We start from the raw sequence: 25952 nt of genomic DNA on the forward strand, positions 1-25952 counted from the left end.
CGCGGGTCCGGTCGAAGGCCGCGCGGATCCTCGTTGCGCCGCGCGGATCCTCGTTGCGCCGCGTGGTCGTCCGGGCCGAGCCGGGTGCCGGACCGGTGCCGGACCGGTACTAGATCGCGAGATCTCGCCGTTCCAGCAAGCGGAACGCCGCCAGCAGACCGAGCAGGCCGACGCCGGTGAGCACCCCCAGCGCCGCCCACGGCACACCGCCGTGGCCGAGCACGTCGCCCGGGGCGTAGTAGTGGAACGGGCTGAGGTAGCGCAGCGGCCTGGCCGGGGACCAGGCCAGCGCGACGAAGTTGAGCGCGAAACCGACCGCGCCGAAGACGACGGCCGCGCCGATCACGTACGCCCGCCGCCGGCTGAGCGCGGACACCGCCAGCACCGGGCCGGTCAGGCAGAACGCGAGGGCGCAGCCGAGCAGTCCGGCGGTGAGCACCGCACTCTCCGGGACGGCGTCGCGCAGCTTCGGGGAGAACGCGACCCCGAGCGCGACGGTCAGTGTGGCGGCGGCGTTGAGCAGTACCGAGGCGGCGACCAGGGCGCCGGCCCGTTCGGCGAGCAGCTGGCGCCGGGAGACCGGGCGGGTCATCAGCAGCTCGATGGTGCCGGACTCGACGTCGGCCGCGACGGCGGCGGCGCCGAGCGAGCCGATCACGGTGAGCTGGAGGGCGATCCAGAACGGGTGGGTGAGCCCGGCGCCGAGGAGGCCGGGGTAGCTGGCGATGGAGATGTCGCCGTTGGAGCCGCTGAAGGCCCGGAACGCGCCGGGCGGATTGCGGCGGGCGGCTCCGAACAGATCGCCGGGCGGGACGGTCCCGGCGATCACCACGATCAGGGTCTCGAAGACGACCATGCCGAGCAGCAGCGAGAGCAGCATCCGGCGCCGCCGGTGCAGGGCGAGCCAGACCAGGGGGAGGCGGCGGCTGACGGTGCCCGGGTTCACGGCTTCTCCTCGGCTTCCGGCCGGTGGTCGTGGTCCTCGGCTTCCGGTCGGCGGTCGTCGGGCAAGCGGCGGTCCTCGTCCGAGCGGTAGAGGTCGAGGAAGGCCTCGTCCAGGCCCGCCTCCTCCACGGTCAGGTCGGTGACCGGAAGTTCGGCCAGCAGGGTGCGCACGGCCGGGACCACCTCGTCCGGCGGCACCAGCAGCTCGACCCGCCGGCCGTCCCAGCGCGGGGACCACCGCTCGGCGGCGCCCAGTGGCCGGGCGCCCCGCTCGTCGGCGAAGACCAGCCGGACCCGGCGGGCCCGGGCCTGGCGCAGTTCGGCCACCGAGCGAACGGTCACCAGCCGGCCGTGGCGCACGATGGCGACCCGGCCGCAGGTGCGCTGCACCTCGGGCAGCACGTGGCTGGAGAGCAGGACGGTCCGCCCGGCGGCGGCCTCCTCGGCGAGCAGTTCGTAGAAGGTCTCCTGGAGCAGCGGGTCCAGCCCCTCGCTCGGCTCGTCCAGCACCACCACGGGCGGCCGGTGCTGGAACGACTGGACGAGGCCGAGCTTCTGCTTCATGCCGCGCGAGTACTCCCCGACCGGGCGCGCCAGGTCGGCGCGGGAGAGCTTCAGCCGCTCGCACAGCTCGCGCCGGCGCGGTACGGGGGCGCCCTGGAGGGCGGCGAGCAGGTCGAGGGTCTGCTGCCCGGTGAGCTCGGGGTAGAGCCGCAGTTCGCCGGGCAGGTAGCCGATCGAGGGGGCGAGCCGGCGGTGGTCGGCCACCGGGTCGAGGCCGAGCACCCGCACGTGCCCGTCGGTGGGGCCGAGCAGTCCGACCAGGCAGCGCAGGGTGGTGGTCTTTCCGGCGCCGTTGGGGCCGAGCAGTCCGAACACCTCGCCGGCCGTGACCGACACGTCCAGCCCCTCGATGCCGACCGTGCTGCCGTACCGCTTGGTGAGCGAGCGCAGTTCGATCACCGGGCCGGTGCCGTCGTCCGGTCCGTGGGTGTCCCCGTTCTGCGGCATGGCCACCTCCTGCTCGCTCCTGCTCTGGCGACGGATGCGTCCGACATCAAAGCGCGCCCGGCCGGAGTAGTCGAGAGACGCGGCCGGGACGGTTACCCGCTCGCGCCGTGCGGGCGGGTAACGGCTCGCGCCGTGCGTGCGGGCGGGCGGGCGGGCGGCTCACCCCTTGCACACGCCCAGCGGCACCAGGCGGGCGACCTGCCGGGCCAGCCCGGCGGCCTCGGTGACGGCGGCCACCGCGTCGACGTCCTTGTACGCCTCGGGTGTCTCCTCCGCCAGGGCCCGCCACGAGGCGGGCCGCACCGCGATGCCGCGCGCCTCCAGGTCGCTCTTCAGCTGCTCGCCGCGCACCGTGCGCAGCGCCTGGTGCCGGCTGAGCAGCCGCCCGGCGCCGTGGCAGGCGGAGCGGAAGGCCTCGTTGTCGGGCAGGCCGACCATGACGTACGAGGCGGTGCCCATGGTGCCCGGCACCAGGACCGGCTGCCCGGCCGCGGCGAGGTCGGCGGGCAGGTCGGGGTCGCCGGGCGGCAGTGCGCGGGTGGCGCCCTTGCGGTGGACGCAGAGCTTCCGGGGTACGCCGTCCACCTCGTGGGTCTCCAGTTTGGCGAGGTTGTGCGAGACGTCGTAGACCAGCTCCAGGCCGATGCCGAGCGCGGTGGCGAAGGCGCGGCGGGCCGCCTCGGAGAGCAGCTGCCGGTTGGCCCGGCCGTAGTTGGCGGCGGCGGTCATCGCGCCCAGGTAGGCGCGGCCGCGGGGCGAGTCGACCGGGGTGCAGGCCAGTTGGCGGTCCGGGAGGTCGATCTTGTAGCGGTGCAGTTCGCGGTCCATGGCGCGCACGTGGTCGGTGCAGATCTGGTGGCCGAGGCCGCGCGAGCCGCAGTGGATCATGACGCAGACCTGGCCGGGCCGCAGTCCGAAGGCGGCCGCCGTGGCCGGGTCGTGCACCCGGTCGACGGCCTGTACTTCCAGGAAGTGGTTGGCCGAGCCGAGGCTGCCGACCTGTTGCAGCCCCCGTTGCACGGCGCGGGTGCTCACCTCGCCGGGGGCCGCGCCGTCGAGGACCCCGTAGTCCTCGCAACGTTCCAGGTCGCGGGGCACGCCGTGGCCGTGCTCGACGGCGTAGCGGGCGCCGCCGAGCAGGAGTTCGTCCAGTTCCTCCGGTCCGGACAGCTGCCACAGGCCGCCCCGGCCGAGGCCGCGCGGGACGGTGCGGTCCAGCAGGTCCATGAGGCGGCGGATCCGCTCGTGGTCGAGTTCGTCGCGGTCGACGCCGGCGGCCAGCAGCCGGACCCCGCAGGAGATGTCGAAGCCCACCCCGCCGGGGGACACCACCCCGCCCTCGTCGACGTCGGTGGCGGCGACCCCGCCGATCGGGAAGCCGTAGCCCCAGTGCACGTCGGGCATCGCGTAGGAGGCGCGGACGATCCCGGGCAGCGTCGCCACGTTCGCCACCTGCTCCAGTGCCTTGTCGCCGGCGGCCTGCGGCAGCAGCGCGTCGGACGCGAACACCACGCCGGGCACCCGCATCGGCGGGCGCGGCTCGATCCGCCAGCGGTGGCGGCCCGCCGCGGTCAGTGCGATCTCCACCTCGCTCACCCGCTCCCGCGCTCCTGTGCCCCCACTTTCCCGTGTTCCCGCGTTTCGGCGCTCATCGGCACTCATCGGCGCTCAGACGTCCACGGTGACCTGGCAGGTCCAGCCGCCCGGCCCGGCGCGCAGGTCCAGGTCGTGCAGCGAGACGGCCTTCGGCACGGCGCCGACCAGCGCGGCGGTGGCCGCCTCGGCCATCCGGAAGCGGATCGCCACGGTCCGGGCGCCGTCCAGCCCCTGGATACGGCCGATCGCCAGCGCGACAGGCAGCTCGCCGTCGGCGTCCATCCGGTAGATGACCTCCTCCAGGACGCCCACGAGCAGGTCCGCGTCGCTCACCCCGAGGACGGTGCAGCCGCGCTCGCCGACGATCCGCGCGCCGCTCAGCTCGGCGAAACTGTCCACGACGGCGCGCACCAGCTCGCCGATGCAGCCCTCGGCCGTCGGCGCCCAGGCCTCCACCCGCAGGTCCGCCGTGTGCGGCACGCTCCGGTGACCGCTGTCGGACGGGCCCGCGGGCTCGTGTCCGTCCACGAGTGACGCCTCCCGAACCCGTTGCCGTCCTCACTCCAGCGTCGTCCCGCGAGCGGCCCGGGGGCAAGTGCGGCCGTCCCGGGCCGGCCGCCGGGAGAGTCCTACCGCGTACGTCCCAGCGAGGCGAGGTACGCGGCGGCAAGCTCGGGGGTGGCCAGCCAGGCGGCGTGGTCGCTCGGCTCGACGTAGGTGTTGGCGAGGCGGCGGGCGACCTCCTCGTGCTCGGCGGCAGCCGCGAACACACCTTGCAGGTGGTCCGGCATGGTCAGCATCGCGGCGGTGAACTCGACCGTGTGGCGGGCGTGTTGCTGCCAGAACCGCTCGGCGGTGCGGCACATCCAGTCGGCCGTGAACGGGGCGTTGCCGTGCTCGACGACGGCCCGCCGGTAGGCCTCCGCCGCGCGGGCGGCGCTGTTGGCGCCCTGGCCGGTGATCGGGTCGTTCACCACCACCGCGTCGCCGAGGCCCAGCACGTGGACGGCGTCCACGCCCGAGCCCAGCTCCGCCACCGCGTGCCGGACCGTCGGGGTGACCGCGCCGAAGAGCCCGGCCCCGGCGTCGGTCGGCTCGGCCTCCGACCAGAGTTCCGCCTCCCAGGGCAGGTACTCGCCCAACAGGGTGCGGATCCGAGCCAGTTGGACGTCCGGCTCGGGGCTGTCGCCGAACGCGTCCAGCGGACCGCCGGGCAGCGCCTCCCACAGCAGGATCGCGCAGGGGCCGGAGAGGGTGAGCGCCGGCTGGAGGTACAGCTCGCCGAGGCCGGGCAGGGCGTGCATCCGCGCGTTGGGCCCGGCGGCCGGGTCGGGCGCGCCGACGCCGTGCGCGTACAGGCAGGACAGCGCCCGCTGCGGCCGGTCGAAGGGCGAGCGGGCGGCGTCGCGGCCGAAGAGCCCGGCGAGTTCGCCGCGACCGGCCGCGACCACCGTCAGCTCGTGCTGCCGGGCCAGTTCGCGCAGCCCGTCCCGGTCCAGCGCGCGGTACTCGACCCGGGCTCCGCGCTCGGCCAGCAGCTCCAGCCAGCCGGCCAGCTTGAGCCGCTGGTCCACCGACTGGGCGGGCTCGTCGAGCGTCATGGTGAACTCCAGTGCCCGGACGGCGGGCGGCGCCGCCAGCACCGCCTCGACCGAGGAGACGGCCGGCGCCCGGTCCGCCCAGAGGTCCAGTCCGGCCGCCGCCTCGAGCCGCAGCGCCGGGCCGAACATCGCCTGGGTGGACAGCACCCGCCCGCCGCGGACCTGCTCCGGGGTGCGCTCGGCGACCAGCGTCACCTCGTACCCGTCCGCCACCAGCCCGAGCGCGAACTGCAGGCCGGCCTGGCCCGCTCCGACGACGGCGATCCGGCGCAACTCGGCCTCCCGGTGGTTTGCTGACGACTCGTCAAGCAGGCACAGTAGCCGAGCGGACGGGCTCGGTCACCAGTGCGGAGGGCGGGCCGGGCGGGCTCAGCCGCGCAGGCGGGCGGTGAGCAGTTCCACGACCTCGGCGGTCCGGTCGGCCAGGTAGAAGTGCCCGCCCGGGAAGACCCGCAGGTCGAAGCCGCCGGTGGTGTGCCGGTCCCACTGGCCGACCTGCTCCACCGTGGCGTTCGGGTCCGTCTCCCCGACCAGGCCGGTGATCGGCACCGACACCGTCGCGTCCGGGGCGCAGCGGTACGTCTCGATGGCGGTGTAGTCGGCCCGCAGGGCGGGCAGGATCAGTTCCTGCAGTGCGGGGAGCTCGAGGATCCGCTCGTCCGTGCCGCCGAGTTCGACGATCTTGGCGAGCAGCTCGTCGTCCGGCAGCTTGTGCATCTCACTGTCCCGGGGCAGCGAGGGCGCGCGGCCGGCCGAGACGAACAGCCGCTCGGGGCCCTTCACGCCGTCGCGCTCGAAGCGCCGGGCGGTCTCGAAGGCGACGGCCGCGCCCATGCTGTGGCCGAAGAAGGTGAGCGGCCGGTCCGTCCAGTCCCGCAGCTCGCGGTACAGCTGCTCGGCGAGCTCTCCGACGGAGCTGATCGGCGGTTCCAGGAAGCGGTTCTGCCGGCCCGGGTACTGGACGGCGAGCACATCGGCGTGCGGCGCCAGCGTGTTGGCGTACTCCAGGTAGTAGCTGGCCGAGCCGCCGGCGTGCGGGAAGATCACGACCCGGTCCGGCGCGGAGTCGGACGGGTTGAACCGGCGGAACCACGGGTTGTCGACGGCAGCGCTGCTGGGCATGCGGGGTGTGGCCTCTCTCCGTGACGGACTGTGCTGGTCCCAGTCTGGCAGCGCGGGGGTGGCCACGGGGTGTTGTGGTGATCACGCGCGCCGGTCCGCCGCCACCGCCCGGGACTTGGGACACCCGCGGAGTCTCCGGTCATGCCGAGGCCGAACGCCGCGCCGACCGCTGAGCGCGGGCCCCCGACCTTCGGCCCGCCGAGTTCAGTCCGCCGAGTTCAGCTCGCCGAGTCCGGTCCGCCGGCTTCGGTCCGCCGAATTCAGCCTTCCGTTCCGAACCGCACCGTCTCCGCGCGGGAGCGGGAGGCGGTGTCCAGCAGCAGGACGGACGAGGCCTCGGGCGTCGGCATCGGCCCGTCCGACCGCACGTGCCGGGTGAGGGCGGCCAACAGCCGCTCCAGGCCCCGGCGGTGGCGGGCGAACACCCGGGCGGGGGCATGCCGGCCGCGGGCCCGCTGGCCGTCCAGCGCGGTGGCCGCGCCGACGTCCAGCAGCACCAGGTGCAGCTCCCGGCCCCGGCGGCCCGCCTCCCGGGCCAGCCAGCGCCGCATCCAGGCGCGGCTGCCGCAGTCGTGCACCAGCAGCGGCCCGCCGCCCCGCACCGAGGCGCGCAGCAGCCGGAAGTGCTCCAGCCGCGCCCACGGCCGGTACACGGCGTACGGCAGGCGGGCCGGCATCACCGCTTCGCAGGCCTCGTGCACCGTCCGCGGGTCCACCGTGCGCACCGTCGTCCCGGACCACCGGCGCAGCAGCGTGCTCTTGCCGGCGCCCGGCAGCCCGGATACCACCACCACGGCATCGGCCGGGTACGCCACGACGAACCCCGCCCCGGCCGCACCGCGCAGGTCCACCACCCCGCACGGCGCCACGACCGCATCCACATCCACCCTGCCGCCCACCCGTTTCCCCTGTTCCCGTCCGACCGGGAACCCTAACAACCCCGCGCGGCATGACCCCGAGGGCGAGGTCGTCCAGGCGGGCCGGAATCCGCCCGAAGGTCCTCGGTCCGGGCTGCGGCCGGCGGTGCTCCTGTGGTCCGGGGCGACCGCAGGACATCCCTGGGGCCACTCTTCCATTAGGCTGACGCTCCGTCAGACAGGAGGCAGGCCATGGCTGAGGCGGGTCCGACGTACACCGGGCTGGTGCTGGGCGGGCTGGCGCGGGAGCCCGGGCGGGTGGCGGTCCGGTACGGGCACGACGGCACACTGACCGGGCAGGACTGTCTGGACGCGGTCCACCGCACCGCCCGGGCGCTGGAGCGGATCGGGCTGGGGCGCGGGGACGGGGTGACGGTGCTGGCCGGGAACCGGCCGGAGGCGGTGCTGGTGCGGCTGGCGGCGAACCTGCTGGGCTGTCGGGTGGCGATGCCGTACCCGGACGGGCCGGTGGCGGAGCAGGTGGCACTGGCGGAGTTCACCGGGACGTCGGCGCTGGTTTTCGACCCCCTGCGCTGCTCGGCCGCGGCCGACGGGATCGCACGCGCGGTGCCCGGGGCCGTCCTGCTCTCCCTCGGCCCGGCGCCGCTCGGGCTCGGGGTGGACCTCCTGGAGCTCGCCGCCGCTTGCTCCCCCGCCCCGCTCGGGCCCCGGTACGCACCGGAGGACGTGATGGCGGTGCGGTTCACCAGCGGCACGACGGGACGGCCGAAGGGCGTGCTGCGCCGCTTCGCCCGGCCGCCGCGCCCGCCGCTGCTGTCCGGCTCGACCTTCCTGCTGTGCACCCCGCTCTGCCACGGCGGTGGTACGACGGCGGACCTGGCACTGGCGGCGGGCGGCACGGTGGTGCTGCAGGACGGGTTCGACGCCGAGGCGGTGCTGGCGGCGGTGGAGCGGTTCCGGGTCTCCCGGATGTACCTGCCGCCGCACCTGCTCTACCGGCTGCTGGACCACCCGCTGCTGCCCTCGACCGACACGGGCAGTCTGCGCCGGGTCGGCTACACCGGCTGCCCGCCCTCGCCGCGGCGGCTGGCGGAGGCGACCCGGCGACTGGGCCGGGTGCTGCACCAGACCTACAGCCTGACGGAGTGCGGGCCGGTCGCCCGGCTGGGCCCGGACGAGCACCTGGACCCGCGGTTGCTGTCGACCGCCGGCCGCCCGTTCCCGGACACCGGGGTGCGGATCCTGGACGAGCACGGCGCGCCGCTGCCGCCGGGCCGGACGGGGGAGATCTGTGTCCGCACGCCGACCGCGATGGCCGGGTACTGGCGCGATCCTGAGCTGACGGCGCGGGTGCTGCGGGACGGCTGGTTGCACACCGGCGACCTGGGCAGCCTGGACGCGGCGGGCTATCTGACGGTGGCAGGGCGGTGGGACCCGATGGCCATCGTCGAGGGGCACAATGTGTTCCCCCGCGAGATCGAGGAGCCGCTGCGCGCCCATCCGGACGTCCGGGAGGCGGTGGTGTTCACGACCACCGACCCGGACCGGCTGGAGCGCGTCCACGCCGCGGTGGCGCTCAGACCCGGCGCCCGGGCGACGGTGGAGCAGCTGCACCGCTGGAGCCTGCAGCACTGCGGCACGCGGTGCGCTCCGGACACGATCCAGCTCCTGCCCGCGATCCCGCTGAACGGCCTCGGAAAGCCGGACCTCGGTCTCCTGCGCGCCCTGGTGGACGACGGCACCGGCCGGGCCGCCGCCACCGCAGGGGCGCGCAAAGGGGTGTGACGCGCCCCGTCAGTGCTTCGAGCGCCCACGCGGGCGACCTCTCGCGCGGCCCCCAGCGGGAAAACCGTCCGTGGGCACTCGACCGTGCGGCCCGACCTGCCGATACCTCCCCCGGCGGCCTTCCCCGCACCGTCCCCCAGGAGGCACTACCTTGACCTGGCTACGCGTCCTGACCGCACTGGGCATCCTCGCCGTGGCGGCCAGTGCCCTGCTCGTCTTCGCCCTCTGCACCGCCACCTCCCGGGGTGAGCGCGCCGCGGAGGGAGCGCCACCGGACCTCCGTACGGACGCCGAGGCCAGCGGCCTCTTCCAGCGGATGGACGGCGACAGCTGACGCCGCCCGCCCGCCGGAACCGGGTCAGTGTCCGGCGATGTCGTCCGGGCGGACCTCGATGTGGTCGGCCGCGAGGTCGACCGCCACCCGGTGCTCCATGCCCAGCGCCTCCAGGAACTTGACCGGCAGCTGCACCCGCCCGGTGCGGTCCAGCATCACGTACTCGCGCTCGTTCACCGACTCCTCACCGTGCTCGTCGGTCACGGTGCGGCGCAGGACCTCGCTGCTGGTGCGGCCGTCCCGGATGGCGACGGTGCGGCGGACCTCGCCGGCGACCATCGGGTCGTGGGTGACGATCACGACGGTGGTGCCGAGTTCGCGGTTGACGGTGCGGAAGGACTCGAAGATCACCCCGGCGGTCTCGGAGTCCAGCTCGCCGGTGGGCTCGTCGGCGAGCAGGACCGGCGGGTTGTTGGCCATCGCGACCGCGATCGCGACCCGCTGCTGTTGGCCGCCGGAGAGTTCGTCGGGGCGCCGGTGGGCGAGCTCCCCGATCTCCAGGGCCTCCATCAGCTCGGCCGCCCGGGCCGCCTGCTGCTTCGCGCCGCCGGCGCCCGAGCCGCGGCCGCGCAGCTGCATCGGCAGGGCGATGTTCTCGGCGGCGGTGAGGAAGGGCAGCAGGTTGCGGGCGGTCTGCTGCCAGATGAAGCCGACCACCTCGCGCCGGTAGCGCAGCCGCTCCTTGGCGGACATCTCCAGCAGGTCGCAGCCAGCCACGGTGGCGGTGCCGGCGGTCGGCACGTCCAGCCCGGCGAGGATGGTGAGCAGGGTGGACTTGCCGCTGCCGGAGGCGCCGACCAGGGCGACCAGGTCACCCTGCCGGATGGTCAGCTCCAGGCCCTGCAGCGCCTGGACCTCGACGCCCTCGGCGCTGAAGATCCGCACCAGCCGGTCGCAGACGATGGCCGCGCCCTCGCCGTACGCCGTGGGCGAGGCGGCGGCCAGCGCCCGCTGCCGGAGCTCCTGCAGGCTGGGGGCCTCGACGACCGCCTGCCCCTGGGGGGTGCTGTTCACCGCTCGTCTCCTGTCTCGACGGTCCGCACTACTCGTACTTTCTGCTTCATCGCGCCGGTCTCCGCTGGCCTGGCGGCCCTCGCCGCCGTCACGGCCCGTCCGTCCGGTTCCCCCGTCATTGCGGCTCCCCCGCGCGCAGTTCGGTGGCGATCTGGCGCCGGCCGGCGACCAGCGTCTCCGCCACCACCCCGAGGCAGACCAGCAGCGCCAGGCCCAGCGTGGGCAGCAGCACCGGCATCAGGGTGGGGGTCAGGGCGTCGCCGACCTTGGCGCCGACCAGTGTGGAGATGTCGAAGGCGGGCCCGAGCAGGCCGACCGCCGCCGCGGCGACCAGGCCGCCGCCGACCGCCGCCGCCAGGGTCTGTGGCAGCGCCTCGGCGATGATCAGCGCCAGCCCCTGCCGGGGTCGCAGGCCCATGGTCCGCAGCCGGGCGAGGACGGCGGTGCGGTCGGGCGCGGCCCGCAGCAGCGTCAGCAGGACCGCGAGCAGGGCGAACCCGGCTCCGGCGGCGGCCGCGTACCAGAACAGCCGTCCGGCGGCGTGCTGCAGCGGGTCGTCGGCGAGTGCGGCGGCGGCCTCCCGGCTGCTGTGCACCGTGTATCCGGCGGGCAGCCCGTGGGTGGCCTTTCCGGTGGCCGCGGCCTCGTCCGCGAACAGCTTGGCCAGGCCCGTCGGCTGGGTCACGCCGCCGTCCCGGAGGGTCGCCCTGACCTGCTCGGGGTCGGGGTCGCCGACCCCGAACCACTTGTTCATCCGCTTCAGCTCCGGCAGGCGTTCCGCGGCGGGGCCGGCGGGCACCACGACGAACGGCTTGCCCGGATCCGGCAGCGCAGGCGTCGCGGTGACGATCCCGGCGACGGTGGTGCGCAGCTGGTTCCCACTGGGCGTACGGACCTGCGGCGTGCCCGCGGCCAGCCGCTTGGCCAGGTCTCGGCTGAACAGCGCGGGCACCGGGGTGTCCGGGCCGCCGGGCGTACCGGCCAGCTTCGCCGGGTCGAACTCCCCGGCACCGACGGTCCGGGCGATCTCCGCGTACGCCGTCGGCTCGGCGACCACGAGGATCGCCTCGGTGTACTCCTTGTCCGCCCCGATGAACAGGGCCTTGGGCTCCACCCGGGCCCCGGTCGCGGCCCGGACTCCGGGCAGCTTTCCGGCGGCTTCGGTGAACGACTCGGACAGGGTGGCGTAGTCCGGGATGACGACGGAGACATCGCCACCGGTCGCGATGCGCGCGGCACGGGTCCGGACGTGCTCCACCGTGTCGAGCACGGTGGCACCGAATCCGGCCGTGGTGACGGCGATCAGCAGCGCCAGCAGCGGCAGCGCGGACGGCCGGCGCCGACCCGAGGTGTCGCGCGCCGCCCGGGCCAGGCCGAGGAAGCCGATCAGGCCTCGGCCGCGTCCGGCCAGCGCGGCCAGCCAGCCGACCACCACCGGCTCGATCCGGGCCAGCAGCAGCCCGCCGGTCACCGCGAGCAGCAGCGGGGCGGCCACCAGCAGGGGGTCCACGCCGGTGCCGGAGTGGCCGACGCCACGGCGCCGGACCTCCGCCACGGCCGCGACGGTGACCGCCAGGACGGCGAGTTCGCCGATCGTCCGGCGCCAGCCGCCGGGGCCCCGGGTGCGCGACCACAACAGGGCGGCCCGGGCCGGGAAGGCCAGCAGGGCGAGCAGCATCGCGGCGAGCGCCGCCAGGACCGTGTAGCCCCACCGGGGGGTGGGCAGCAGCACCACGGCGAGCACCGTGCCCAGCACGGCGGCGGGCAGCACGGTCGCCGCGCCCTCGCCGAGCAGCCGCCCCAGCACCCCGCCGCGCGAACCGCCGCGGGCCTGGAGCAGCCGGATCTCGGCGGTGCGCCGGTCGGTGTTCAGTGCGGCGGCCAGGCAGAGCACCACCACGGCGACGCCCGCGACGCCGGCCGGGCCGATCGCGCTCAGCGGCATCGCGGCCTGGTAGCGGGCGTCCGCCCGGTTGAGCACGTCGGTCAGGTTCGAGGAGGTGTGCAGGTCGGCGCGCTCGGTCGCGTCGACCAGCGCGGTGGCACCGGGCCCGGTCTGGAAGGACGCGATGGTGGCGCGGGTGCGGTCGAGCTGGTCGGCGCGCAGGGAGCCGGGGGCGACGGGCAGCCGCCAGAAGTTCTCACCGCCCGAGCCCCAGACGGCCAGCGCGGTCACGCTCGCGCCGTCCACGAAGCCGGTGGTCTGCCACCAGTTGGTGCCCTTGAGCGAGTACAGGCAGGCGCGGGCCGGGCAGCCGAGGTCGTCCCAGAACGGGTCCTGCGGATCGTTCACCCGGTAGAGGCCGACGACCAGGCTGCGACGCTGCGACGCGGGTCCTCCGCCGTCGTTGTCGATGGTGTCGCCGAGCTTGACGCCGATGGTCTCGGCCGCCTTCTTGCTCAGCACGATCGGCAGCGGGGCACCGAGGGCGGCGGGCGCGGCAGTCGGCCAGGTGCCGTCGGTCAGGGTCACCCGGTCCTCGAGGCCGTGCAGGTAGAGGAGGGTCATCATCGGCGGCGCGTTGTCGGAGAGCCGGGCGTAGCCCTGGTTGAGCATGGCGCCTGAGGCCTCGGCCCTGACTCCGTAGGCCTCGCCGGTCTGCGACAGCGTCAGCTCCCGGCCGACGCGCTCCGTGATCCTCCGGTGCACGGTGTCGAGGGCGGCGGCGGTGTCGGTCAGGCGGGTCCTGGTGGCGCTCTGCAGGCTGGTCAGGTTGAGGCCCTGGTGGCCCACGTAGTCCCGCAGGGCCGCGTCCGCGCCCCGGTCCGCGATCCGCGGGAAGGCCGCCGCCAGGAAGACGGTGACGAGCGCGAGGGCCGCCATGAGCAGCGCGGCCATCGGACTGGCGCGCAGCCTGGTGCGGACCCAGCGTGCGGGGCGGTGGGCGGGCTGGTGGGCGGTGTCGGGGGTGGGCACGGGGGTGCCGGCCTGGGTGGTCACATCTCCTCCACGAGGCGCAGCCGGCCGGCCACGTCTCGACGGCGGCGTCCGACGAGGAACGCCGACAGCAGCGGGACGACGGCGATCGCGGCGGCGAGCAGGAGCGCCCGGCCCACCGGCAGCCCGACCACCGCCTCGGGCAGCGGCCGGCGGGCGGCGGGGGTCAGCACGACGAACGGCACGATCAGATGGACGAGCAGGGCCCCGAGCCCCACGCCGACGGCACCGCCGAGGACGACCAGCAGAGCCGGCTCGGCCACGCTGGTGCGGGAGACCAGCCGACGGGGCGCGCCCAGGGCGAGCAGCAGGGCCGAGTCCTGGGAGCGCTGGCGGGCGGAGCCGGCCACGGCGGCGCCGAAACCGATCGCCGCGAGGACGGCGGTGACGACCGCGATGGCCGTCAGAGCACTCTGCGGGGCGGCGCCGACCGGGTCGCCGAGGAGGCCCTCGGCCACCTCGTCGTAGAGCCGGACGTCCTGGGAACCGGGTCCCGTCCGGAGCGCGGCGGCGGCCCGGGCCGGGACGCGGTCGCCCGGGCCTGCGGCGGGCAGCCACCATTCGGCGCTGCCGGACACCGTGCGGCCTTGGGCGGCCAGCACGCGCGCGGTGGTGGCGAGGTCGACGAGGACCGCGCTGCGGCCCGCCACCGGCAGGGCCTCGACGGACGCGGTGACCTTGATCGGGAGGATGGTCCCGCTGAACGGCACCCGGACGGTGTCGCCGACCGAGGAGCCGGTCGCCTTCAGGTAGTCACGGGTGGCGACGCCCCGCACGGTCGTGGGCGTGCTCGTCCCGGCCGCCGCGCCGGCGCTCTGAGCGCCCGACCAGGCGGCACCGGACGGCACCGGGACGGCGGTCGCGGGCCCGTCGGCGGTGTCGGACACGGCCAGCCGGCGGACGAGGGCCGCCCGCTCGCCCTTGTTGCCGGCGGACGCGGTCACCCCGATCACGGTCAGCGGCGCGGCGGCGGAGCCCATCGGGGCGTCGACCAGCGTGCTCAGCGGGGCCGAGCCCCGGAGGTCGTGGTCGGCCGGGACACCGCTGAACGGGACCTTGTAGACGATGCCGAAGCGGTCCCGGAGGAGGAACGTCACCCGCAGGGCCTGGTCGGAAGCCGGGTACCCGGCCTGGTCGGTGGAGATGTCGGCGTCGATCCGCAACGGGTGGCCGGGCAGCGGCAACCCGTCCTCCGTTCCGGCGGGGGCGGGCTGGGCGAGCGGGCGGAACAGTTCGTCCCGGGTGTGCCCGTCCAGCAGGTCGCCGCGCACCGGAACACGGTCGGCGAAAGCGGCGGCGTCCACGGCGAGCACCTGTCCGGCGCCGGAGGGCAGTTGCTGCTCATCCCGCACCACGGGGACCAGCCGGTCGCCGCCCGGCAGGGCGCCGTAGCGGCCAGCCTGGCCCATCAGCGAGCCGTGCGAGGCGGAGATCCGCAGGCCGCCGAGCGTCTCGAAGGCCGCCTGGTCGCGCTGGGAGGCGGTCCAGGTGGCCTGCTGGCCGAGGGCGAGGACGCCGGTGGCCACCGCCATCACGAGCAGCAGCACGGGGCCGGTGGCCCGCGCGGGCTGACGGGCCAGCTGCCAGCCGACCATGGCCGGGCCGAGGCCGCGGCCCCCGGCAGCCACCCGGGCACCCAGCCGGGCGGCGAGCGGCAGCAGACGCAACACCACCAGGGTGCCCGCGCACAGCGCCAGAGTGGGGGTGGCGACCAGCAGCAGGTCGACGCCGAGCTTGCCCGAGGAGTCCGTGGAGAGCCCGCCGCCGTACTGGTCGAGCTGCTGGTAGGCGAGGGCGGCCAGGGCTAGCACGGCGAGGTCGCCGCCGTTGCGGGCGATGCCGGAGACCACGGCCTGGCGGCGGCCGGTCCGGCGGCGCAGGGCCGCGCCGGCACCGCGCAGCAGGCTGGGCACGGTGGCCAGCACGATGCAGGCGAGGGCGCCGAGCGCGGCCACCGGCCAGAGCGCCGCGCTGATGCCGGTGTCCAGGGCGACCTGGTGGGACCGGCCGAGGCCCGCCAGGACGCGGACCAGGAACGGGGTGAGCAGCGGCGCGAACACCGCCGCCGGGGCCGCGAGCAGCACCAGTTCCAGCGCGGTGAGGGCACCGAGCCGGGTGCCGGAGGCGCCACGGGCCGCGAGCAGCTCGTTCTCCCACTCCTGACGGGTCGAGATCAGACGGACCACCAGCAGCAGGGCCGCTGCGGCGAGGACGGCCAGCTGCAGGGCGCCGATCAGCAGGGTGGACCGGGCGACCATCATGCCGGCCGACAACTCGCGCATGACGTCGGCCAGTTCGGTCTTCGCGCTGAGCGACGCGGTCTTCCGCAGGTCGTCGGCGAGGCCCTGGGAACGGTCGCCGATGGCCTGGGCCGTGTCCTGGCCGACGCCCGCGAAGTCGGCGTCGAGCAGCCAGCCGCGGCTGCTCTGCAGCAGACCGCCCACGGTGAAGGCGCTCTGGTCGACCATCATCGGACCGAAGGTGGTGAAGTCGCCGACCTCGACCTCGTGACCGCCGACCGGGTCGATCCGCCAGTACGGGTCGAACGGGTCGACGGCCCGGTAGGCACCGGTGACCCGCACGGTCAGCGGCTTGCCGTCGAACCGGTCGGCGAGCTGCACATCGGCGGGCAGCGCCTGCTCGGTCAGGCCGAGGCGGGCCAGCACGGTGTGGGGTACGGCCACCTGCGGGGCGGCGGACTGGACGGGCCCGGCGGCGGCGCCCGGCCACGCCCCGGCGAGCAGCCGGACGCGGCCTCGGTCGATATCGGCGAGGACCGTCAGGTCGACCTTGGCCGCGGCGGGCGCGACGGGCGAGGCAGGGGTTCCGGCCGCGGCAGGGGTTCCGGCCGCACCCGCCGTTCCGGCCACACCCGTCGTTCCGGCCGCGTCGCCGGTCGGCAGGCCGTAGGAGCGGCTGCGCAGCATGCTGTCGGTACGCACGGGCAGGTCGCCGAACAGCTTCTGCCGGTAGGAGGCGAGCGCCTCCTCGTCCTTCGACCGCTGGTCCGGCCCGTGTTCGGCCGTCACCACCACCGTGGTCCGGGTGTGACCGGGGCCCTGGAGCGCCTGCCGCAGGCCGGCCTGACCGACACTGCTGTTGAAGGTCACCAAGGCGGTCAGCACCGCCGTGGTGATCAGTACCGTCAGCAGAACGGCAGCAGCCAGCGGCAGTCGCCCGCGCAGCCGGCGCACGACGAAGCCGAGCATCAAGTTCCTCCCCCGGATGACGTCCCCGGTAGCGTCCGCCGACCCCGCCCACCGACCCGACCCGGGCACAAATCGGCCACGGATGGACACATCGAGGACACACCGGCGCATTGATCACCGGCATTCGATCACCGGATAGCGGACGATGCTGTCAGATGCGATCCAGGAACGGAAGGGACTTGCGCGAATCAAGTAAGTAATGAGCAAATTCTTTCCATTGGTAGCATCCCGGCCGAGGCTGTACCGCTGGAATGCCATGCACACTTCACAACTCTGGCTCCACTGCGCTCCTTTGGCCGGGGACTCCGCTTTTCCGGATTCCCCATCGGGAACGTGAACCGACGGAGCCACCGCATCCGTAGACACCGGATAGGACCGGGTCGCCACGCCCACAGGGGGGACGCCGCATGACGCAGGATCAGGCCGCCACCGCCATCGCCACCACGACCACCGAACCAATGGTGGCCGTGACCGACCTCCGACGCAGTTTCGGTACCGGCGAGCGGACGGTGCACGCCCTGCGCGGCGTCTCCTTCGCCGTCGGCCGAGGCGAACTCGCCGCGCTCAAGGGCCGGTCCGGCTCAGGCAAGACCACCCTGCTCAACCTGGTCGGCGGCCTGGACTCCCCGACCGGCGGCAGCATCTCCCTCGACGGCATCGACCTCGCCGGACTGAACGAGGACGGCCGACTCGCCCTGCGGCGCGAGCGGATCGGCTTCGTCTTCCAGTCCTTCGGGCTGATCCCGATGCTCACCGCCGCCGAGAACGTGGGCGTGCCGATGCGGCTGCGCAAAGTCCCGCCGGCCGAGCGCGAGGAGCGTGCACACACCCTGCTGGCGCTGGTCGGCCTGGCCGACCACGCCAACCAGCGCCCCGGCGAGCTCTCCGGTGGCCAGCAGCAGCGCGTCGCCATCGCCCGTGCGCTGGCCAACGAGCCCGGCCTGATCATCGCCGACGAGCCCACCGGTCAGCTGGACTCGGAGACCGGCCGCTCGATCATGGAGCTGCTGCGCGCGGTGGTGCGCAGCGAAGGCGTCACGGTGCTGGTCGCCACCCACGACCCGACGCTGATGGGGCTCGCCGACCGCGTGATCGAGCTCCGGGACGGGCGGATCGTCGAGGAGGGGGCGGAGCAGGCCGCGTAGCCGAAGCGAGCGGCCCGCTCGCCCGGGCCGGTGCGGCATGACGGGGCGCGGGGATGCGGGGTGCGTCCTCACACCTTTCCGCGCTTACCCCTGCCTTTCCGTGCTTTCCTGTGCCTCCTCCTGCCTCCTCGCGCCTCCTCGCGTCTTTCTGGCTCCGCCGCGTGGCGGGTGGGAGGACGGTCAGGCCTTGGCCGGGACGATGGACTGCGCGTGGTGGAACACCTCCTCGCCGTCCCAGTACGCCTTGGCCCGCTGCAGCCGCGCGTAGTTGTCCTTGTAGTACAGCCGGGGGTAGGCCGGGTCGGGCTGGTTGGCCGTGCCCAGGTCGACGTCGGGGTAGTTGACGTAGGCGCCGTCGGTCGCGGTGTCGATCTCCGGAATGCCTCCGGTCTCCCGGTAGACGTCGCGGTAGAAGCCGCTCAGGTAGGTCAGGTGGGCGGTGTCCTCCGCAGGATCGGTCCAATAGGTCTGGTACTGCAGCTTCATGACCGAGTCGCGCTGCGGGACGGCGGTCTCCTCGGGCCGACGGGTGTTGATCCGGCAGCCGTAGGAGTCGATCTGGACCAGCGTCTTCGAGAGGTCCGCCCCCTCGACGTCCCGCACCAGCCAGTCCCAGAAGGTGGCGATCTGGGCCGGGCCGAACGGCTCCCGGTGGTAGGCGGACTTGTACTTGCCGCGCTGGTTGTCGCCCGAGGGGTTGAGTGTCATGGTGGCCTGGAACCACGGCAGTTGGCGTCGCTTCTCCGGGTACGGCAGGAACAGTCCGCCGGCGGCGCGGGTCTGGACCACCGAGCGGGTGGCCATCCCCTGCTCGACGGCCGCCACGAAGGCGTCGAGGGACGCCGGGTCGTCGCCGTCCCACTGGCTGAACAGGACGACGTTCCCGTTGGAGTGGTGGGTGAGTTTCAGGATGGCGAACAGCCCCTGGTACACGGACTCCTGCGGGCCGCTGTGCTCCGCCATGAAGGTGCCGAAGTTGCGCACCAGGGTCTCGAAGTCGGCGGGCCGCTCGAGCAGTTCGGCCCACGGCCAGGCCACGCTGCTGAGCCAGACCCGGGGCGGCGGCTGGGGTGCCTCCGTCGCGAAGTGGTAGCGCAGCACCACCCCGAAGTTCCCGCCACCGCCGCCGGTGTGGGCCCAGAAGAGGTCCTGCTCCGGCGAGCCCTTCGCGTCGTCGCGGTGCGCCTCCGTCACCACGGCGGTGCCGCCCCGGACGGTGACCACGTCGACCTGGACGAGGTGGTCCACCGTGAGCCCGTGCCGCCGGGAGAGCAGACCGAACCCGCCGCCGCAGATGTGCCCGCCCACACCGACCGAGTAGCAGGACCCGGCGGGCAGGGTGACGGCGTACTCCCGGAACAGTGTGGTGTAGACGTCCCAGTTGGTCGCGCCGCCCTCGACGCAGTAGGTGGGCCGGCCGAACTTGTCCGTCGAGGCGGCGACGCCGCGCATCGTGCTGAGGTCGAGGATGACGCCGCGGTCGTTGTCGACGAAGCCCTCGTAGCAGTGCCCGCCCCCGCGGACCGTGGGCCGCAGTCCACGGTCCAGGGCCCGGTTCAACTCGGCGACGGCGTCGGCCTCGTTGCCCACCAGCCGGATGTAGGCGGGGCTGCTGCTCCACCGCTGGTTGAAGCCCTGGCCGAGCGTCTGGTACCGGGGATCGCCCGGCAGGATCGACCGCCCCTTCGGCAGTTCCCTGGGCACTCCGCCGGCCGCCGCCGCACTCATGGAACCGACGGTGACCCCGGCTGCCGCCGCGCCGGCACCGCCCAGGAATCCCCGCCGGGAGGATTCGCCCTGCATGCTCCGTCCCCACTTTCTCGATTCGAGAGAAGCCGGCTGGGCGCACGCTAACACGGGCATTCGACGGTGGGAAATAATTTATAAAAAGTGTGACAGTACGTCATTTTCGGTGACCTATCCGAATGCTGACGCCCGGCGCCCCAGCGAACCCCATTGTCAGTGGCATCGACTACGGTCACCGAAAACTCGACGGAACCCACTCCCTGGAGGTTCGATGACGATCTTCTTTCGCTTTCCCCGCGCGCTCCGGGAACTCGGCCGGAAAACACGGTTGTGGTGGCCGGCAACACCGCCGACCACCACAACCGTCGTCTCATCCGTCAGGCGCCCGAGGGCCGGGCCGTCAGACCGCCGGGAAGATCTCCGCGTCCGGCTTCAGCAGCTGGCCCGACTTCGGCGCGGTGCCGTCCACCAGGTAGCGGGTGACCAGACCGTTCAGCGCCGTGCTGCGGCCGACGGCGCAGTGCTCGATCGAGTCGACGCTGACCAGCACGGCGTTGCCCAGCTCCTGCTGCATCCGCTGGGCGAACTTGTACTGGGTCGCCGGGTCGTAGAGGTTGCCGATGACCATCACGGTGTTGGAGGTCTTCTTGTTCCACGGGCCGGAGAAGCGCTCGGCGTCCCGGGCCGGGGCCGGCCAGCTCGCGCACGCGGGCGCGTCGAAGGCCTGGTAGCGGCCGAAGGTCGGCGACTCCTGCTCCCAGGTCTTGGCCACGTTCGCGAACACCCGGTCGTTCGACGGGTACGGCTTGTCCTGGCAGTTGACGCCCATGTAGGAGTCGTCCGCGGTGTACTCGGAGTCCACCGGGGCCTCCCGCAGCGCCCGCGGCACGTTCACCGAGAGGAGGTTGGCGTCCTCCTCCGCGACGTTCGCCTTCGGCGCCAGCAGGGTGGCGGCGCTCGACTTCTGCAGCACCTGGTAGGTGGCCTGCAGCGACTTGGCCAGCGGGGCCAGCTTCGCCTGCGAGTACAGGGCGCCGGCGACCTCGCTGGTGAAGCTGCTCAGCGTCACCTGGGAGCCGTTCGGCAGCGTGATCGGGCTGGTCCGCAGGTGGTCGCGGAGCCCGTCGAACTTGGCCCGGGTGTCGCCCTCGCCGAACGCGCAGCGCGGGGCGCCGGCCGTCTGGCAACGCTTCAGGAACTCGTCCAGGGCCAGCTCGAAGCCGCCCGCGCGCTGACGGTCGTACTCCAGGCCGTTGTGCAGGCGCAGGTTCGGGTCGACGTTGCCGTCGATGATGATCGCGCGGACCTTGTTCGGGTACATGTTGGCGTACGTCGAACCGATCAGGGTGCCGTAGGAGAAACCGGCGAAGGTGAGCTGGGCGTCACCGACGGCACGGCGCATCCGGTCGAGGTCGCGCACCACGTTGATGGTCGACATGTGCTCGATCAGCGGGCCCGCGTTCTTGCTGCAGGCGTCCGTGTAGTCCTGGTCCGCGTCCAGCGTCTCGTTGACCTCGGCCTTGGCGACCGGCACCGCGACCATGCGGTTGTTGACCGCGTCGGCCTCTTCCTGGGTCTTGAAGCACTTGAGCGGGTTGCTCCGGGCCACGCCACGGGGGTCGAAGCCGATCAGGTCGAACTTGGACTGCACCTCGGGGCCGAAGCGGCTGGTCGTCGCCCACAGGTAGCCACTGCCGCCCGGGCCGCCCGGGTTGAGGAACAGCGAGCCGATCCGCTTCGACGGGTCGCTCGCCCGCCGCCGCATCATGGCGATGCCGACCTTCTCGCCCGACGGGTTGTCGTAGTCCAGCGGCACGGGGTAGACGGCGCAGTCATAGATGCCCGGGTCCGGCTTGCTCGGATCGGGGTTGCACGGCGTCCAGGCGACAGGGTCGACCTTCGCCTCGGCCAGACCCGGGGCCTGGTCGATCGGCGCCGCCGAGGCGGCGACGGCGGAACCAGTGACAAGGGCGAGGGCGCAGGCGACTGCTCCGGCCATCGTGGATATGCGGGACAAGGAACCTCCTTGGTAAAGGGCTGCCCCAGACTGTCAGCCGGAGATCTCCGTGTGAAGACCTCGGAGCAGCGGAATATTGTCCGCGCATCATGCCGAACTCGGCGGAATATTCTGTGAATGAACCAACTTGACGGCTGATTGACCTAACGGTCAGTCATTTTGCCGCCGATCCTCCAGACGCTCTCACCCGACGGCCGGCCCGGCCGAGTCGGGTCAGGTCGCGGGTGGCGGGTGACGGGTGACGGGTGGCGGGCCGCCGGTGGGATCCGCGGCAGGGGCGCCCCTATTTCGCGATCGGCTGCGCCAGGTTGTCCTCGGCGACCACCTGGTAGACGGCGTTAAGCGTCGGCGGGCCCACCAGGTCCTTGATCCGCTCGAAGCGGCGCTCCTCGACCGGGGTGAGCCGCTCCATCCAGGCCCGCATGGACTCCGGCCCGTGGTCGCCCTCGATGAGCGCGATGGTGATGATCTCCCGCGAGTCCTCCAACGCGGTGGCACTGATCACCCGGGTGCGCGGGTCGTCCGGGAACACCTCGTCCGGGATCCACGCCTTGCGGAACTCCCCGTACTCCACACCCTCGTTGAGCTTGCGCACCATGACGGCGACGAGCTGCATGACATCCTCCCCGGACTTCGTTTCTTGCAGTGCAAGAAGTTGACGTCGAGTATTCTTTTCTTGCACTGCAAGAGTTGTCAAGGCCCCACCGGAACCGCCCCGGTGACACCCGGAGCCCAGGAGGAGCAGATGCCGAACCGGCGCACCCGCCCGAGAACGGGCCTGACCCGCGAGAAGATCATCGACGCCGCCCTCGCCTACGTGGACGAACACGGCCTCGCCGCGCTCTCCAACCGCAAACTCGGCGCGGCACTCGGCGTCGAGGGCATGACGCTCTACCACTACGTCCCCAGCAAGGCCGCGCTCCTCGACGGCATGGTCGAGCGCCTGCTGGAGCTGTCCGCCGGAGACCTCTTCGCCGAGCCCAGCGGCCCGTGGGCCGAGGTCGTCCGCGAATTCGCCGTCGAACTGCGCCGACTGCTGCTCGACCACCCCGCCATGCTCACCGTCCTGGCCACCCGCCCCGCCGCCACCCCCAGCGCCCTCGCCCTGCTGGAACGCGGCATCACCGTGCTCCACGAGGACGGCGTCCCGCTCGGCGACGCACTCGACGTCCTCAACTCCGTCGTCCGGTGGACCATCGGCCACACCCTCGGCGAGGTCGGCGAGACCCCCCACCACGAGGGCACCGAGCCCGAGCCCGAGCAGTTCGCCGCCCTGGACCGGAACACCTACCCCCAGCTCGCGAAGGCCTTCGCCACCGGCGAAGGCCTCGACTCCGAGCAGTGCTTCCAGCGCACGCTCCGCATCCTGCTCGCGGGCTACGCCGCCGAACTGGAGCCCACCCGGGAGAGGCGGTCGTGACCGGCTAACTCCCGCTCGCCCCGCGCAGGGCGGCCGCCACCAGCCCCTCGATCTCGTCGACTCCGGGCTCTCCCCCGCCCACCAGGCGGTCGAAGAGCAGGCCGTCGATGCAGGCGAGCAGCGTGCCGGTCCGCCCATCGGGGTCCGGCGCGCCCCGCTCCGCCAGGAAGGCCCGGACGGCGGCGCGCCCCGCGTTCTCCCGCGGCACGAGGATCTCCCGCAGCTCGGGATCGCGCACGCTCTCCACCGCGCACGCGTACCGGGCGAGCGAGCGGCGCCGCCCCTCGCCGCTCAGCCGACGAAGCATCAACTCGTGGATACCGTCGACCAGTTCCTCCACCGAGCGGACGGGTACCGACTCCCCCATCACCTGCAGCTCCCCCTGGTCCAGCTCCACGAGCCGGCGCACCAGCGTGGTGAGCAGCGCCTGCCGGGTCCGCAGGTAGGCCGAGGTGGTCCCCACCGGCAGCCCCGCCGCCGCGTCCACCGCCCGGTGCGTCAGCCCCCGCACCCCCAGGTCCGCCAGCACCCCGATCGCCGCGTCCGCCAACACCGTCCGCCGATCCGGCCGCCCCTGCTCCTCATCTCGCCGCATCCCCCCTTTCTACCGGCAGCAGCCCCCGGACCACCCACCGGCACCAGCGGCTCAGCCCCTGCCCAGCTGCCTGGAAACCACGGCCCACCAACCGCTCCCGAGCAGCCGGCCTCCGATCGACCCACCCCCACCGGACGGCACACCCCCGGCCCGACCGCCTCCTCCGCCGCGCCCACCCCGCCCAGCCCGCCGGTCACTTCCGACAGCCCCAGGCCCAGGACCGCGCTCGGCGCGCCTCCACACCTCCAGCCCGGCCACACGCCGGCCGGAGGGCGCCGCGTCCCTGCGAAGCGCCGAGGCATCGGGGTGGAGGAGAGTACGGACGGGTGGCCGGGGCCGCGATGCCGCCGGGGTGATCGGCCCTGCGGAGTGCGGGGCAGGGCGAGCGGGGTGGGAGCTGTAGCGGGCCCCTCCGGCCCCAAGCCCGTATAAGCCCGTAGTACGGTCCTTCTACATCTGTAGAAACCAACTGGGCGACACGGGAGGACCGGGCATGGGTGGCAACAGCGCGGTGGTGGTCGGGGGCGGGATCGGCGGGCTGGCGGCCGCGATCGGGCTCCGGCTGGCGGGGTGGGGCGTGACCGTGGTCGAGCGGGCGGCCGTTCTGGACGACGCGGGGGCCGGCATCTCGCTGGCCGCCAACGGGATGCGCGCGCTCACCGCCCTGGGCGTCGGCGAGGCGGTCGAGGCGGCCTCGCGCCGTCAGTACACCGGCGGCACCCGTACGCCGGACGGCCGCCGGCTGGCGGCGATGGACGGGCAGGCGCTGGAGCGGCAGCTGGGCGCGCCGATCGTGGGCATCCGGCGCGCGGACCTGCATCGGATCCTGCGCGAGGCGCTGCCGGCGGAGTCCCTGGTGATCGGCACCGAGGTGACCGATGTGGACACCACACATCCCTCCCGGGTCCGGGTCACCGCCGGGGACACCACGCTGGACGCCGACCTCGTCGTCGCGGCCGACGGGATCAACAGCCGCCTCCGGCACCGCCTCTTCCCCGCCCATCCCGGGCCGGTGTACAGCGGTTCGACGGTCCTGCGGGCGATCACCGAGCGCCCGATCGACGGGCTGACGGCCGACTTCGAGCTGACCTGGGGCCACGGCGCCGAGTTCGGCCACATCGCTTTCCCGGACGGTACGGCCGAGTGGCACGCCGTCGTCAACGCCCCGGCCGGGCTCCGCTACCGGGACCCGCTGACGGAGGTCCGCCGCCGTTTCGCGCGCTGGCACCAGCCGATCCCCGCGCTCCTCGCCGCGACCCGCCCGGAGGCGGTGCTGCACCACGACGTGAACGAGCTGGTCACCCCGTTGCCCTCGTACGTCGCGGGTCGGATAGCCCTGCTCGGCGACGCCGCGCACGCCATGACGCCCTACCTCGGCCAGGGCGCCTGCCAAGCCCTGGAGGACGCGGTGACCCTCGCGGCCGCGCTCGCCGAGGTGCGGATGGTCGAGGGGCGGTCGATCGAGGGGCGGTCGATCGAGGGTGCGCTCGCCCGCTACGACGCGGTGCGCCGTCCGCGCAGCCAGACCGTCGTCCGCGATGCCCGGCGGGCCGGCCGGATGGGTCAGCAGCTCACGAACCCGCTGGCGGTCGGTCTGCGCAACACCGCGATCCGGCTGACCCCGCCGGGCGTGATGGTCCGGACCGTCCTGAAGCACGCCGACTGGACGCCGCCCCGGATCACACCCCGCGCCGTCTAGGATCTCGGCACCCGCGGCCGGCCCACAGACGCTCGCCGGGTTGCCGCAGTCAACGGGTGTCGGCGCGGCCGGTGGCACCGACGGTGGCGCCCGGGCCGATCACGGCCAGTCCTCCCGTGCCGCCGATCAGCACGCTCGGTCCCGGGATGGCGGACAGGAGGACGGACACGGTGCAGAGGGCCCGGAGCCGGCGAGGACTCATCATGCGCGGGATCGTCTCCCGCGCACAGTCGATCGCTCCCCAGCGACTTTCGGCCCGGAATCGCCGAGCGGGGCTTGACGGGGAATCTGATGAGGCGCCATATTACTTTTCGTGACGCAGCACTCCGAGCCCGACCCCGGCGCCCCGACCCTCGATCAGGCCCGCCGCCAGATTGCCCGCTACGGCCTTCCGGCCGACCCGCAGGCGGTTCTGGTCGCGGCCCGGCTGATGACGGCGGGGGCGCGGATCGGTCAGGCCGGCGAGGTGCATTTCGGCCGCTTCGGGCTCTCCACCGGCCGCTACCGCCTGCTGGCCGACCTGGAGGACGACGGCGGCGAGAAGTCGCCATCCCAGCTCGCGGCGAGCCTGGGCGTGTCCCGGGCGACCGTGACCGGCCTGGTCGACGGCCTGGAACGGGAGCGCCTGGTGGCCCGCCGCCCGTCGACCGAGGACGGGCGCGGCAATGTGGTGATCCTGACCGCGCGCGGCGCGGACAAGTTGCGCGACCTGGCGCCCGAGCACTTCGCCCGGATGCAGGCGATGGTCGGCGGCCTCTCCGTCGAGGAGCGCGCCACCTTCCTCGATCTGCTGGCCCGGGTGGTCGCGGGCATCGACGCACTGACCGCCGACTGAGCACGAACCGGCCACGCACCGACCGCGCACCGGCCGCACATCGACCGCGCACCGACTACCGC

At 73.8% G+C, this 25952-nt stretch carries 21 protein-coding genes; 6 read left to right on the forward strand and 15 right to left on the reverse strand.

Annotated features, from left to right (window positions below; all coding sequences use genetic code 11):
* Window positions 1-109: 109 nt before the first annotated feature.
* From ACZ51D_RS02975 to ACZ51D_RS03005, 7 genes are all read right to left on the reverse strand, one after another.
* Window positions 110-946 (reverse strand): ABC transporter permease, encoded by an 837-nt coding sequence (locus tag ACZ51D_RS02975; RefSeq protein ID WP_465660986.1) that lies wholly within the window; start codon window positions 944-946, stop codon window positions 110-112.
* Window positions 943-1956 (reverse strand): ABC transporter ATP-binding protein, encoded by a 1014-nt coding sequence (locus tag ACZ51D_RS02980; RefSeq protein WP_465660988.1) that lies wholly within the window; start codon window positions 1954-1956, stop codon window positions 943-945. Before ACZ51D_RS02980 ends, ACZ51D_RS02975 begins: the two co-directional genes overlap by 4 nt.
* A 159-nt stretch (window positions 1957-2115) precedes the next feature.
* Window positions 2116-3552 (reverse strand): RtcB family protein, encoded by a 1437-nt coding sequence (locus tag ACZ51D_RS02985; RefSeq protein WP_360491198.1) that lies wholly within the window; start codon window positions 3550-3552, stop codon window positions 2116-2118.
* Between the two features lie 72 nt (window positions 3553-3624).
* Window positions 3625-4080: an archease gene (locus ACZ51D_RS02990; RefSeq protein ID WP_360491201.1), complete on the reverse strand. Its 456-nt coding sequence runs from the start codon at window positions 4078-4080 to the stop codon at window positions 3625-3627.
* A 101-nt stretch (window positions 4081-4181) separates the two neighbouring features.
* Window positions 4182-5426 carry a styrene monooxygenase/indole monooxygenase family protein gene (locus ACZ51D_RS02995; protein ID WP_465660989.1) on the reverse strand — a complete coding sequence of 415 codons (1245 nt, stop codon included), beginning with the start codon at window positions 5424-5426 and terminating at the stop codon, window positions 4182-4184.
* Window positions 5427-5522: 96 nt separating this feature from the next.
* Window positions 5523-6275 (reverse strand): thioesterase II family protein, encoded by a 753-nt coding sequence (locus tag ACZ51D_RS03000; RefSeq protein ID WP_465619596.1) that lies wholly within the window; start codon window positions 6273-6275, stop codon window positions 5523-5525.
* A 260-nt stretch (window positions 6276-6535) separates the two neighbouring features.
* Entirely contained in the window at window positions 6536-7156 is a 621-nt protein-coding gene (locus ACZ51D_RS03005; RefSeq protein ID WP_465660991.1) for an AAA family ATPase, read from the reverse strand.
* Window positions 7157-7384: 228 nt separating this feature from the next.
* Here ACZ51D_RS03005 and ACZ51D_RS03010 point away from each other — a divergent pair, with 228 nt between their 5' ends.
* Window positions 7385-8938, forward strand: coding sequence for an AMP-binding protein (locus tag ACZ51D_RS03010; protein ID WP_465660993.1), 1554 nt, complete (start codon window positions 7385-7387; stop codon window positions 8936-8938).
* 151 nt (window positions 8939-9089) lie between these two features.
* On the forward strand, window positions 9090-9272 hold the full coding sequence (locus tag ACZ51D_RS03015) for a hypothetical protein (protein WP_360491216.1): 183 nt from the start codon (window positions 9090-9092) through the stop codon (window positions 9270-9272).
* A 24-nt stretch (window positions 9273-9296) separates the two neighbouring features.
* Here the strand turns inward: ACZ51D_RS03015 and ACZ51D_RS03020 are convergent, their stop codons facing one another.
* The 3 genes from ACZ51D_RS03020 to ACZ51D_RS03030 form a co-directional block, all read right to left on the reverse strand.
* Window positions 9297-10286 carry an ABC transporter ATP-binding protein gene (locus ACZ51D_RS03020; protein WP_465660994.1) on the reverse strand — a complete coding sequence of 330 codons (990 nt, stop codon included), beginning with the start codon at window positions 10284-10286 and terminating at the stop codon, window positions 9297-9299.
* Between the two features lie 115 nt (window positions 10287-10401).
* Window positions 10402-13227: a hypothetical protein gene (locus ACZ51D_RS03025; protein ID WP_465660996.1), complete on the reverse strand. Its 2826-nt coding sequence runs from the start codon at window positions 13225-13227 to the stop codon at window positions 10402-10404.
* Window positions 13224-16433, reverse strand: coding sequence for an FtsX-like permease family protein (locus ACZ51D_RS03030; protein WP_465660998.1), 3210 nt, complete (start codon window positions 16431-16433; stop codon window positions 13224-13226). Before ACZ51D_RS03030 ends, ACZ51D_RS03025 begins: the two co-directional genes overlap by 4 nt.
* A gap of 407 nt (window positions 16434-16840) precedes the next feature.
* Here ACZ51D_RS03030 and ACZ51D_RS03035 point away from each other — a divergent pair, with 407 nt between their 5' ends.
* Window positions 16841-17578 carry an ABC transporter ATP-binding protein gene (locus tag ACZ51D_RS03035; protein WP_360491228.1) on the forward strand — a complete coding sequence of 246 codons (738 nt, stop codon included), beginning with the start codon at window positions 16841-16843 and terminating at the stop codon, window positions 17576-17578.
* Between the two features lie 180 nt (window positions 17579-17758).
* Here the strand turns inward: ACZ51D_RS03035 and ACZ51D_RS03040 are convergent, their stop codons facing one another.
* From ACZ51D_RS03040 to ACZ51D_RS03050, 3 genes are all read right to left on the reverse strand, one after another.
* Window positions 17759-19306, reverse strand: a complete 1548-nt coding sequence (locus ACZ51D_RS03040) for an FAD-binding oxidoreductase (RefSeq protein ID WP_465619609.1) — start codon at window positions 19304-19306, stop codon at window positions 17759-17761.
* A gap of 418 nt (window positions 19307-19724) precedes the next feature.
* Window positions 19725-21341, reverse strand: coding sequence for an alpha/beta hydrolase (locus tag ACZ51D_RS03045; protein ID WP_465619611.1), 1617 nt, complete (start codon window positions 21339-21341; stop codon window positions 19725-19727).
* 283 nt (window positions 21342-21624) lie between these two features.
* On the reverse strand, window positions 21625-21957 hold the full coding sequence (locus ACZ51D_RS03050) for a hypothetical protein (protein WP_465661000.1): 333 nt from the start codon (window positions 21955-21957) through the stop codon (window positions 21625-21627).
* A gap of 129 nt (window positions 21958-22086) precedes the next feature.
* Here ACZ51D_RS03050 and ACZ51D_RS03055 point away from each other — a divergent pair, with 129 nt between their 5' ends.
* Entirely contained in the window at window positions 22087-22761 is a 675-nt protein-coding gene (locus ACZ51D_RS03055) for a TetR/AcrR family transcriptional regulator C-terminal domain-containing protein (protein ID WP_465661002.1), read from the forward strand.
* A gap of 4 nt (window positions 22762-22765) precedes the next feature.
* On the opposite strand, the gene ACZ51D_RS03060 is transcribed toward ACZ51D_RS03055, so the two are convergent.
* Window positions 22766-23356: a TetR/AcrR family transcriptional regulator gene (locus tag ACZ51D_RS03060; RefSeq protein ID WP_465619617.1), complete on the reverse strand. Its 591-nt coding sequence runs from the start codon at window positions 23354-23356 to the stop codon at window positions 22766-22768.
* A 493-nt stretch (window positions 23357-23849) separates the two neighbouring features.
* Here ACZ51D_RS03060 and ACZ51D_RS03065 point away from each other — a divergent pair, with 493 nt between their 5' ends.
* Window positions 23850-25055, forward strand: coding sequence for an FAD-dependent monooxygenase (locus ACZ51D_RS03065; RefSeq protein ID WP_465619619.1), 1206 nt, complete (start codon window positions 23850-23852; stop codon window positions 25053-25055).
* A 49-nt stretch (window positions 25056-25104) separates the two neighbouring features.
* Here ACZ51D_RS03065 and ACZ51D_RS03070 read toward each other — a convergent pair whose 3' ends face one another.
* A complete protein-coding gene (locus ACZ51D_RS03070; RefSeq protein WP_465661004.1) occupies window positions 25105-25260 on the reverse strand; it encodes a hypothetical protein in 156 nt (51 codons plus the stop codon).
* Between the two features lie 108 nt (window positions 25261-25368).
* Here ACZ51D_RS03070 and ACZ51D_RS03075 point away from each other — a divergent pair, with 108 nt between their 5' ends.
* Window positions 25369-25890, forward strand: a complete 522-nt coding sequence (locus ACZ51D_RS03075; protein WP_465661006.1) for a MarR family winged helix-turn-helix transcriptional regulator — start codon at window positions 25369-25371, stop codon at window positions 25888-25890.
* Window positions 25891-25952: the final 62 nt, after the last annotated feature.

It is taken from the genome of Kitasatospora sp. NPDC033851, assembly GCF_055576085.1.

Bases quoted from the DNA above. Each gene is read 5' to 3' on its own strand.
- ACZ51D_RS03010 (WP_465660993.1), top strand. From the start codon at position 7,385: ATGGCTGAGGCGGGTCCGACGTACACCGGGCTGGTGCTGGGCGGGCTG.
- ACZ51D_RS03060 (WP_465619617.1), bottom strand. From the start codon at position 23,356: ATGCGGCGAGATGAGGAGCAGGGGCGGCCGGATCGGCGGACGGTGTTG.
- ACZ51D_RS03040 (WP_465619609.1), bottom strand. From the start codon at position 19,306: ATGAGTGCGGCGGCGGCCGGCGGAGTGCCCAGGGAACTGCCGAAGGGG.
- ACZ51D_RS03030 (WP_465660998.1), bottom strand. From the start codon at position 16,433: ATGCTCGGCTTCGTCGTGCGCCGGCTGCGCGGGCGACTGCCGCTGGCT.
- ACZ51D_RS03055 (WP_465661002.1), top strand. From the start codon at position 22,087: ATGCCGAACCGGCGCACCCGCCCGAGAACGGGCCTGACCCGCGAGAAG.
- ACZ51D_RS03065 (WP_465619619.1), top strand. From the start codon at position 23,850: ATGGGTGGCAACAGCGCGGTGGTGGTCGGGGGCGGGATCGGCGGGCTG.
- ACZ51D_RS02980 (WP_465660988.1), bottom strand. From the start codon at position 1,956: ATGCCGCAGAACGGGGACACCCACGGACCGGACGACGGCACCGGCCCG.
- ACZ51D_RS03070 (WP_465661004.1), bottom strand. From the start codon at position 25,260: ATGATGAGTCCTCGCCGGCTCCGGGCCCTCTGCACCGTGTCCGTCCTC.
- ACZ51D_RS03000 (WP_465619596.1), bottom strand. From the start codon at position 6,275: ATGCCCAGCAGCGCTGCCGTCGACAACCCGTGGTTCCGCCGGTTCAAC.
- ACZ51D_RS03035 (WP_360491228.1), top strand. From the start codon at position 16,841: ATGACGCAGGATCAGGCCGCCACCGCCATCGCCACCACGACCACCGAA.
- ACZ51D_RS03050 (WP_465661000.1), bottom strand. From the start codon at position 21,957: ATGCAGCTCGTCGCCGTCATGGTGCGCAAGCTCAACGAGGGTGTGGAG.